Source organism: Roseibium sp. (genome assembly GCF_050301095.1).
Classification (GTDB): Bacteria; Pseudomonadota; Alphaproteobacteria; order Rhizobiales; family Stappiaceae; genus Roseibium.
The window spans coordinates 1-9,217 of sequence record NZ_JBNKYW010000157.1; the positions used below are offsets into that span (position 1 = coordinate 1).

The window sequence follows — 9,217 nt, forward strand, 5'->3', positions numbered from 1 at the left end:
CCAGAAGTCCTTCAGGACGTCCAGCCAGGACAGTTCGCCCGCTGAAATCTTGTCGAGCTGTTCTTCCAGGCTCGCCGTGAAGTCGAATTCCACATAACGCTGGAAGAAGCTTTCCAGGAAGGCGATGACGATCCGGCCCTTGTCTTGCGGGACAAGCTGTTTCTTTTCCAGTTCCACGTATTCACGGTCGCGCAAGGTCTGCAGCGTGGAAGCGTAGGTGGACGGCCGGCCGATGCCGAGCTCTTCCATCTTCTTCACCAAACTCGCTTCCGTATAGCGCGGTGGCGGGGTGGTGAAATGCTGGGTGGATTCAATTGCATCGGACTTGCCGTCGACTGATTCCGCGGTCAGGGCCGCGCCTTCATCGACTGCCGGCAGGCGCTTGGAATTCTCGTCCTCGTCGTCGTCACGCCCTTCCTGGTAAAGGGCAAGGAAACCGTCGAAGCGTACGACCGAACCGGTGGCGCGCAGGTTTGCCCGCTTGCCGGACCCGTCCGCGACGATCTCGATGGTCGTGCGTTCAAGAACCGCGGACTCCATTTGGGACGCCATGGTCCGTTTCCAGATCAGCTCGTAGAGCTTGGCCTGGTCGGGATCGAGGAAACGGGCAACGTCCTTCGGGCGGCGCGAGAGATCCGTCGGACGGATCGCTTCGTGCGCTTCCTGGGCGTTCTTGGCCTTGGCGGAATAGATCCGTGGCTTTTCCGGCACATATTGGTCGCCGAAATCCTGACCGATGACACTGCGGGCCGCGGCAATGGCTTCACCGGCAATCTGCACGCCGTCGGTACGCATGTAGGTGATGAGACCGGACGTCTCGCCGCCGATGGCCACACCTTCATAAAGCTTTTGGGCCACCTGCATGGCGCGCGACGCCGAAAAGCCGAGCTTGCGCGAGGCTTCCTGCTGCAGGGTGGAGGTGGTGAAAGGGGCGGCCGGATTGCGTTTGGCGGGCTTGGAGGCAACGCTGTCGACCCGGAAGCTGGCGCTTTCCAGCATGGTCTTGATGGTGGTCGCCTCGGTTTCGTTGCCAATGTCGAGGCGTCCGATCTTCTTGCCGTCGAACCCGGTCACGCCCGCCTGGAACAGGTCTCCCGCCGGGGTCTTCATGTTGGCGAAGATCGACCAGTATTCCTGCGGCTTGAAGGTCTCGATCTCCATTTCCCGGTCGCAGATGAGGCGCAGGGCGACCGACTGCACGCGGCCCGCCGAACGGGCGCCCGGCAGTTTGCGCCAGAGCACCGGCGACAGGGTGAAGCCGACGAGATAGTCAAGCGCGCGCCGTGCAAGATAGGCGTCCACCAGCGGCGTATCGAGCTGGCGCGGATTATCCATCGCCTCCAGGATCGCCTTTTTGGTAATGGCGTTGAACACCACCCGCTCGACCTGCTTGTCTTTCAGGACGCGCTTCTTCTGGAGCACTTCAAGCACGTGCCACGAAATCGCTTCCCCTTCGCGGTCGGGGTCGGTCGCGAGAATGAGGCGGTCGGCTTCCTTCACCGCGTTGGCGATTTCCGTCAGGCGCTTCTGGGACTTGCTGTCGACCTGCCAGCTCATGGCAAAATTGTCGTCCGGCAGCACCGACCCGTCCTTGGCCGGCAGATCACGCACATGGCCGTAGGAGGCCAGGACCGTGTAATCGGAGCCGAGATATTTGTTGATCGTCTTGGCTTTCGCCGGCGATTCCACAATGACGACGTTCATTCTTACCCAAATGTTTTTGCCGGAGACGGAGTTGCCGCCCGGGAGAGAAGGTGATCCTGGAAGTTCCAACGGCGGAGACGATCACGGATCGCGCGCCGCCTGTCAAATGGACCTTTGCTGCGCTCGGGTCAACCCGTTCGCTCCTGATAGGGGTTATCCACCGGGATTCAAGAAAAATCCTCCGGTTACATCAATTGGGAGATTTTGTTGCCCCGGTGCCGCTCGATCCGGCCGGCAAGTTCGAGTTCCAGCAGGATAACGTGGATCTCCCGCGCATCTGCGTCGGTAAAGCGGATCAGTTCGTCCAGGTCGACGGGCGCCGGCCCGAGAGCGGAGAGCACCTTTCGCCGCAACCGGTCGTCCGGTTCGGCTGGCGGAGAAGGGGAGGCATTGCCTTCTTCCAGAAGTTTCTGTTGAAACGGCAAGACAGGTTCAAGACGGCCGGAAAGTGACTCCAGTACGTCCGCAGCCGACGTTACCAGCATCGCTCCCTGGCGGATCAGACCGTTCGCGCCTTCCGAACGCGGATCGAGTGGAGAACCGGGAACGGCAAAGATCTCGCGGTTCTGTTCGAGCGCATAACGGGCAGTGTGTAGCGAACCGGAGGCCCTGGCCGCTTCAATGACGACGACACCCAGTGAGGCGCCGGAAATCAGCCTGTTGCGACGTGGAAAGTCGCGGCCGCGCGGTTTTTGACCAAGCGGCATTTCACTGATCGCGGCGCCGCCCGCCTCCAGGATCGCAGCCAGCAGCCGGCCATGCTCGGGCGGATAAAGAACGTCGATGCCACCGGCAAAGACGGCAACGGTTCCAGTGGCAATGGCGGCTTCATGCGCGGCGGCATCGATGCCGCGCGCGAGGCCGGAAAAGATGACAAAGCCTTCCGCTCCGAGGTCGCGGGCAAACATTCCGGCCAGCTTCCGGCCGGAGAGAGACGCATTGCGGGCTCCGACGATCCCCAGTGTTTTCGATGCGGCAGGTGCCGGTCCGCCCAAGACGGACAGGAGCGGCGGCGGGCCGTCGATGTGGCGCAGGTGCGGCGGATAATCCGCCTCTCCGAGGGCAACCAGCCTTGCGCCCTTTCTTTCATGCGCCGCCAGTTCCACCTCCGCGTCTTCCATGGGGCAGATCCGGTAGGTTTTCCGGCCACCGCGCCGGGAGAGTTCCGGAAGGAACTCGAGCGCCCGATCGGCAGAGCCAGTATGGTTCAGGAGCTCAAAGAAGGTGGCTGGGCCGATATTCTCAGAGCGTATTAAACGCAACCACGCAAGCCGCTGGGCCTCGGAAAGGCGCAGGGTTTTATGATCCGCCGGGCCGCTCACGCGCCTCCGCCGTCCGGTTCAGGCGCCGCCTTGGCCTTGGAGCCGATCTTGCTTTCCTTGCCGCTCAAGAGGCGTGCGATATTCTCGTGATGCTTTGCCCACAGCAGGATGGCAAGCAGCACGAACATTTCCGCCATTTGGTATTTGTGGAACAGCACATAGAGCAGGATGGGCGTGGCCAGGCTCGCGGTCAGCGCGGAAAGCGAGGAATAGCGGAAGACAAACGCCATGCCGATCCAGATTCCTGCCGCCACGATGAACATGGGCCAGTAGAGCCCGAGCAATATGCCGAGGAAGGTGGCGACGCCCTTGCCGCCCCTGAATTTGAGCCAGACCGGAAAAAGATGGCCGAGAAATGCGCCAAGCCCTGCAATCAGGGCCATTTCCTGCCCGTAGAGGTACCCGACGATCAGAACCGCAAACGTTCCTTTCAGTCCATCGCCGAGCAGGGTGGCGGCGGCAAGTGACTTTCTGCCGGTGCGCAGCACGTTGGTGGTGCCGATGTTGCCGGAGCCGATGTTCCGGATATCGCCGAGCCCGGCCATGCGGGTGAAGAGCAGCCCGAAGGGAATGGAGCCGAGCAGATAGCCAAAGGCCAGGGCTGCGAGGTAGTAAGGCCAGGCAAAGGCCCAGCTGATCGGGTCAGGCACGCGGCAGTCTCCAGCTCAAGCGCGTCGGGAACAGTTCCTGCAATTTAACCGCATGGAAGGCCGGATCAAGTCTGTGGCACCGAAAAGATGTTCAGTTACAGGGGCGTGGATTTTCGGAGGAGAACGGCTAATTCGATAATTTGTACTTCTCCGCCTGGATTACCAGCGAACCGAAGGGAGCTTTCATGCTGGCGCGCAGGGGAAACAGATAGGGCCGGTTGCCGACCGGGGCCAGCCAGACTTCCAGCGATGTGTTGCTGGCAAGTTCCTGAATGGACTTGCGGCGGGGACGGTGTCCGGACACCGGCTCGTAGCGTGCGCCGCAGACCAGTACATCGCCTTTGAAACGCCCGTCCGACGTCTTCGCCTTGCGGCGGGACTTGTAGGTCAGGTGTACGTTATAACGCTCCTTGCCGTCGAAGAGCTTCAGTGTTCGGTTGCAGCTTTCCGGCACCAGTCCCTTCGGGGCCGGAATCAGGGCCGCGGTCAACGGGTCGAGCACGCCCTTCTTGTGTTCCGTGGTGACCTTGATCCGTTCCTTCATCCGGTTCTGGGGCGGATTGACGGCAACCTTGCCGACCTTTCCGGCCTTCATTTCCATCGAGATCGTCCCGTTTTCGTCCTCGCTGGTCATTTTGAAATCATATCGTTCCGGCGCCGGGCCGCCATTTCCGACCCCGCCGCTCACCTGGACGGTTCCCTTGCCGTCGGAAATCAGGCGGCCGAAGGCAGCGGTCCGGCCGTCGCCCTTGATGGAATAGGCCTCTTGACCGACATCCACCGACAAGACACCCGATCCGATCGGCAGGCCAACGGCGTAAAGCTTGTATTTCAAATAGAGATCCGAGGCGGCCGCCGGAGAGGCGAGCACGGCGGCAGTCAGAAGCAATAGGGCAGTCAGGCGCATCGAAACCATCCGCTCAATTTCAAATTCCGGTCAGACTTGACGAGAATTGTGGCGCGAAGCGGGATGGCCTGCCAAAGTGACAAAAATCGGTGCGATGCGCCCGAAAGGTCCGAAATATCAGTTGTAACTGTAAACCGTCCTGCCCGCGACCACGGTCCTCAGAACGCGGCCGGAGAACCTCGCGTCTTCGAAGGGCGAATTCTTCGAACGCGAGCGGATGGCGCTCTTTTCCAGAACCCAGGGACGGTCGGGGTCGAACACGGTGATATCTGCCGGGGCCCCCTTGGCCAGGCGTCCGGTTTCCAGTCCCAGCCTGTCCGCCGGACGGCAGGTCATGGCGCCCAGAAGTGTCACCAGGTCAACCTGTTCGGAATGGTACAGCCGGAGAGCCGCCGCCAGCAGCGTTTCCAGTCCGATCGCTCCGTCTTCGGCTTCCGCCCACGGGTGCCGTTTGGTTTCGACATCCTGAGGGTCGTGGTTGGAGCAGATGATATCGATGGTGCCATCGGCAACAGCCGCAATCATCGCCTGCCGGTCGTCCTCGTCCCGAAGGGGCGGCGACATCTTGAAGAAGGTGCGATAGGCGCCGATGTCGTTCTCGTTGTGGGTGAGGTGGTTGATCGAAATCCCGGCCGTGATGTCGAGGCCGCGGGACTTGCCGACCCGGATCACGTCGGCGCTGTCGGACGTCGAGATCAGGTTCGCGTGATATCTGCTTTTTGACATGCCGACCAGACGCAGATCCCGTTCCAGCATGATGATCTCGGCTTCGCGCGGCACGCCGGAAAGGCCCTTCCAGCTGGCATTGAGCCCCGCATTCATGACACCGCCCGCAAGATCCGGATCTTCGGTGTGATGGATGACGAGCGCATCGAAATCGCGCGCATAGGTCATCATGCGGCGCATGACCTGGGCGTTCTTGACGGAGCGGTGGCCATTGGTGAAGGCGACGGCACCGGCTTCCTTCAATAGCCCGATTTCGGCCATTTCCTCGCCCCTGAGGCCCTTGGTGAGGGCGGCGAGGGGAAGGACGTTGACACTGGCCGTGTCGCGCGCCCGGCGCAGGATGAAATCCACCAGTGCGGGGTCGTCGATGACCGGGTCCGTGTCCGGCATCGTACAGATGGTGGTGATGCCGCCGGAGGCGGCTGCGTCCGACGCGCTGGCCAGGGTTTCCCGGTGCTCCGCGCCGGGTTCGCCGACCGAGACGCACATGTCGATCAGGCCGGGGCAGGCAATTGCACCCTTGCAGTCGACAATGTCCGCGCCGTAGGGCGCGCCCTGATTGGCCGCTTCCGGCCCTGCAGCCAGGATGGTGCCGTCTGCAATGATGACGGAGCCCGGCGCATCCAGTTCGCGCGCCGGGTCGATCACTCTGGCGTTGGAAAGAACCAGAGGTTTTGGTGTGTCGAGAGCCACGATGAAAATCCTCTAGTTGTTCGGCAGGTTGGCGGCGAGTGCTTCGAGCACGGCCATGCGCACGGCAACGCCCATTTCCACCTGCTCGCGGATCAGGCTCTGCGGGCCGTCGGCGATGGACGGATCGATCTCGACACCGCGGTTCATGGGCCCCGGATGCATGACAAGCGCGTCTTCCTTGGCAAAGGAGAGCTTTTCCGCATCGAGGCCGTAGTAGCGATAGTACTCGCGGACCGAAGGCACGAAGGCGCCGTTCATGCGCTCGCGCTGCAGGCGCAGCATCATCACGATATCCGCGCCGGCCAGACCATCCTTCATGCTGGTGAAAGGTTCCACGCCCATCTTCGCAATGCCGGACGGCAAAAGCGTTGAGGGGGCCACGACGCGCACACGGGCGCCGAGCGCATTCAAAAGGATGATATTGGAACGGGCAACCCGCGAATGGGCAATGTCGCCACAGATAGCGACTGTCAGCCGGGCGATCTTGCCCTTGTGGCGCCGGATGGTCAGCGCATCGAGCAGCGCCTGCGTCGGATGCTCGTGCGGTCCGTCGCCGGCATTGACCACCGAGCAGCCGACCTTGCGGGCGAGCAGATGCACCGCACCGGCGGCGTGGTGGCGCACCACAAGCAGATCGGGATGCATCGCATTCAGGGTTGCCGCCGTGTCGATCAGCGTCTCGCCCTTTTTTACCGAGGATTGGGAGACGGCCATGTTCATCACATCCGCCCCGAGCCGTTTGCCGGCCAGCTCGAATGAGCTTTGGGTACGGGTGGAATTTTCGAAAAAGAGGTTGATCTGGGTCCGGCCCTGCAGAACCAGTCTGCGTTTGTGGATCTGGCGGGAAACCTCTACGGCTTCCTCGGCACGGTCCAAAAGGCCCAGAATTTCATGGGGGTGAAGCCCCTCTATGCCCAGCAAATGGCGATGGGGAAAAGGGGTGTCTCGATGGGTTTCTGTCGGGGTCATCGAGAATATTCCTATAGGAGGAATCGGCGCCTGCCACAAGTCAGGAAATCAGCTCATGCCCGCTGTCCACACGCCTGCTAAATATTTGTACGATTGGACAAAAATGCTGTTGCCAGAAATCGTCATGCGAAGAGCAGCAGAGCGAGTGGAATTGTCAGTGTCGCCGTCAGTGTCTGCAGTGTGATGATTTCCGCCATGAGCTTCGCATCGCCGCCCATCTGGCGGGCAAGCAGGTAGGAGTTGCTTGCACAGGGCACGGAGCTGGCAATGATGACGACTGTCAGTGCCGGTCCGGTGACGCCGAAGAGCATGGCAAAGCCGTAAGTCAGAAGCGGCATGAATACAGGCCGGACAAACGTGCCCATCGTCAACGCCGGTCCCGGCCGGCGCAGCGAGCCGAGATCGAGCCCCGCACCGACGCAGATGATGCCGATCGGCAGAGCGGCCCTTGCAAAGATCTCCAGTGTGTCTTCGACGACCATCGGCATGGCTAGGCCGCTTACGTTCAGGAGAACACCGGCCCCGATCGAAATGATGAACGGGTTGGTATAGAGATCCTTCAGGATCTTGGCGCCGCTCGGGTTCGTGCCACTGGCATAATGGGACAGGACCAATATGCTTGCGATGTTGAGGACCGGGATCATGAACACCATGGCGACCGCAAGCATCGCCAGTCCGGTTTCGCCCGCGACATTGTCGGCAATGGCCAGTGCGATCATGGCGTTCCAGCGCAAGGTTCCCTGAAAGATCGAAGTGAAGCGCGGCGCCTCAATGCCCCAGAGGCGCTCGATGGCAGTGCGCAGGCCCAAGAGCAGCACAGCCATGACAAAGATGCCGGCAAGCAGCGCGCCACCCATGTTCAGGGTCGGAAAACTTGAGAAATCCGCCTGGGAAATCGTCCGGAACAGCACGGCCGGAAACAGCACGTAATACGCCAGTCGTTCCACGCCGCGCCATTGCTCCCCCGTAATCAGTCCGGTACGGGCAATCAGGTAGCCGGAGGCGATCACAAGGATAACCGGCATCAGGGCGGCAAGGGTCGTCAGCATGGAAGGACTTTTTTGAAACCGAGGGGGTTGCACGTCACCGGGCGGGGGAAAGCACTGGAGCGGTGAGCACGCAATCGATGTTAGCTATCTAAGCCCATAAATCCGAGTCGGTCCAGAAAGCCCTGCAGAATAAAGGCTGCCGCCATCTTGTCGACAACTTCGGCCCGCTTGGCCCGGCTGGAATCGGCTTCAAGCAGCGTGCGGGTGACAGCTGCCGTCGACAGACGTTCGTCCCAATAGGTCATTGGCAGATCGGTCTTCTGGGCGAGATTGCGCACGAAGGCTCGAGTTGCCTGCGCACGCGGGCCTTCGCTGCCGTCCATGTTGAGCGGCAATCCCATGACGATACCGCCTACACCCTGTTTGGCGCAGACTTCCAGGAGCTGTTCGGCATCGAGCGTGAATTTCTTGCGCCGGATTGTGGCCATCGGCGAGGCGATGCCGCGGCCGATATCTGAAAGCGCCAGACCGATGGTCTTGGTGCCGAGGTCGAGCCCGATCAGGCGGCTGCGCTCCGGCAGAGCGGCGACAAAATCTTCAAGGGATAGAGCTGGGTCGTTTGCCATGCTGCGGCTTTATCAGGGGTTTGGGGCGGACGCCAGAAAAACCACCGAGAATTGTCATTTCCCTTGGGCCGCGGGGTCATTCAGATCGGTTTGGTCATGAGGATCCAGTTCCTGCCCTCCGTTTTCCAGTCGTCTTTCACGATTGGGCGGCTGCCGGTTTGCGCATAGCCCTGCCGCTCGTATAACCGTCGCGCTCCAGTATTGTTGTCGGCGACGATCAGGCTCATGCCGCTCTTGCCGAGCTGCGTGGCGGTTGCTTCGGCAAAAGCCAGCAGATGTGACCCCAGTCCCAGACCGCGATACTGCGGCAAGACGGCCACTACGTTGACGTACCAGGTGCCGGGTGCAAGGTTTTCCAGCTCCTGCAATGGAACGAACATGGCGGGCATGTCCGGCGGCACCGGTTCCGGATCGTCCGGGATCCCGTAATCGATCAGTGTGCCGGCCGCTTTTCCCCCGAATTCGATGACCTTGGCATTCCTGTAGGAAAAACTTCCCTCTTCACGGGCCGCGCGTTCCTTGCCAACGTCCCAGCCCGATTGTCCAGCGGTTGCGATTTTTTCCCAGAGATGCAGGGGAAGTCCCTCTCCGGCGTCGTTGACCAGCTGCGCCAGAATGGCTGCGTCCTCGG

General features: G+C 61.3%; 9 protein-coding genes. All 9 read right to left on the bottom strand.

Annotated elements, in window-relative coordinates:
• Window positions 1-1,704: type I DNA topoisomerase (gene topA / locus ACQY7U_RS14485; RefSeq protein ID WP_428645570.1), on the bottom strand; the 1,704-nt coding region annotated here is incomplete at its 3' end.
• 185 nt (window positions 1,705-1,889) lie between these two features.
• The gene (gene dprA / locus ACQY7U_RS14490; protein WP_428645571.1) at window positions 1,890-3,026 is read right to left on the bottom strand and encodes a DNA-processing protein DprA; all 1,137 of its coding nucleotides are present in this window, start codon (window positions 3,024-3,026) and stop codon (window positions 1,890-1,892) included.
• Window positions 3,023-3,676 carry a glycerol-3-phosphate 1-O-acyltransferase PlsY gene (gene plsY / locus ACQY7U_RS14495; RefSeq protein ID WP_428645573.1) on the bottom strand — a complete coding sequence of 218 codons (654 nt, stop codon included), beginning with the start codon at window positions 3,674-3,676 and terminating at the stop codon, window positions 3,023-3,025. Before plsY ends, dprA begins: the two co-directional genes overlap by 4 nt.
• Window positions 3,677-3,803: 127 nt before the next feature.
• Window positions 3,804-4,583, bottom strand: a complete 780-nt coding sequence (locus tag ACQY7U_RS14500) for a DUF3108 domain-containing protein (RefSeq protein ID WP_428645574.1) — start codon at window positions 4,581-4,583, stop codon at window positions 3,804-3,806.
• A 117-nt stretch (window positions 4,584-4,700) separates the two neighbouring features.
• A complete protein-coding gene (locus ACQY7U_RS14505; RefSeq protein WP_428645576.1) occupies window positions 4,701-6,002 on the bottom strand; it encodes a dihydroorotase in 1,302 nt (433 codons plus the stop codon).
• A gap of 12 nt (window positions 6,003-6,014) precedes the next feature.
• Window positions 6,015-6,971 carry an aspartate carbamoyltransferase catalytic subunit gene (locus ACQY7U_RS14510; RefSeq protein WP_428645578.1) on the bottom strand — a complete coding sequence of 319 codons (957 nt, stop codon included), beginning with the start codon at window positions 6,969-6,971 and terminating at the stop codon, window positions 6,015-6,017.
• A gap of 122 nt (window positions 6,972-7,093) precedes the next feature.
• Complete coding sequence (locus ACQY7U_RS14515; RefSeq protein ID WP_428645580.1) at window positions 7,094-8,020, bottom strand: AEC family transporter; 927 nt, start codon at window positions 8,018-8,020, stop codon at window positions 7,094-7,096.
• A gap of 80 nt (window positions 8,021-8,100) precedes the next feature.
• Window positions 8,101-8,586 (bottom strand): Holliday junction resolvase RuvX, encoded by a 486-nt coding sequence (gene ruvX, locus ACQY7U_RS14520; RefSeq protein ID WP_428645582.1) that lies wholly within the window; start codon window positions 8,584-8,586, stop codon window positions 8,101-8,103.
• Window positions 8,587-8,666: 80 nt separating this feature from the next.
• The coding region (locus tag ACQY7U_RS14525) for a GNAT family N-acetyltransferase (RefSeq protein ID WP_428645584.1) at window positions 8,667-9,217 on the bottom strand (551 nt) is incomplete at its 5' end.

Excerpts from the sequence above, each read along its gene's own strand:
- ACQY7U_RS14510 (WP_428645578.1), bottom strand. The coding sequence starts at position 6,971 with ATGACCCCGACAGAAACCCATCGAGACACCCCTTTTCCCCATCGCCAT.
- ACQY7U_RS14515 (WP_428645580.1), bottom strand. The coding sequence starts at position 8,020 with ATGCTGACGACCCTTGCCGCCCTGATGCCGGTTATCCTTGTGATCGCC.
- ruvX (WP_428645582.1), bottom strand. The coding sequence starts at position 8,586 with ATGGCAAACGACCCAGCTCTATCCCTTGAAGATTTTGTCGCCGCTCTG.
- ACQY7U_RS14500 (WP_428645574.1), bottom strand. The coding sequence starts at position 4,583 with ATGCGCCTGACTGCCCTATTGCTTCTGACTGCCGCCGTGCTCGCCTCT.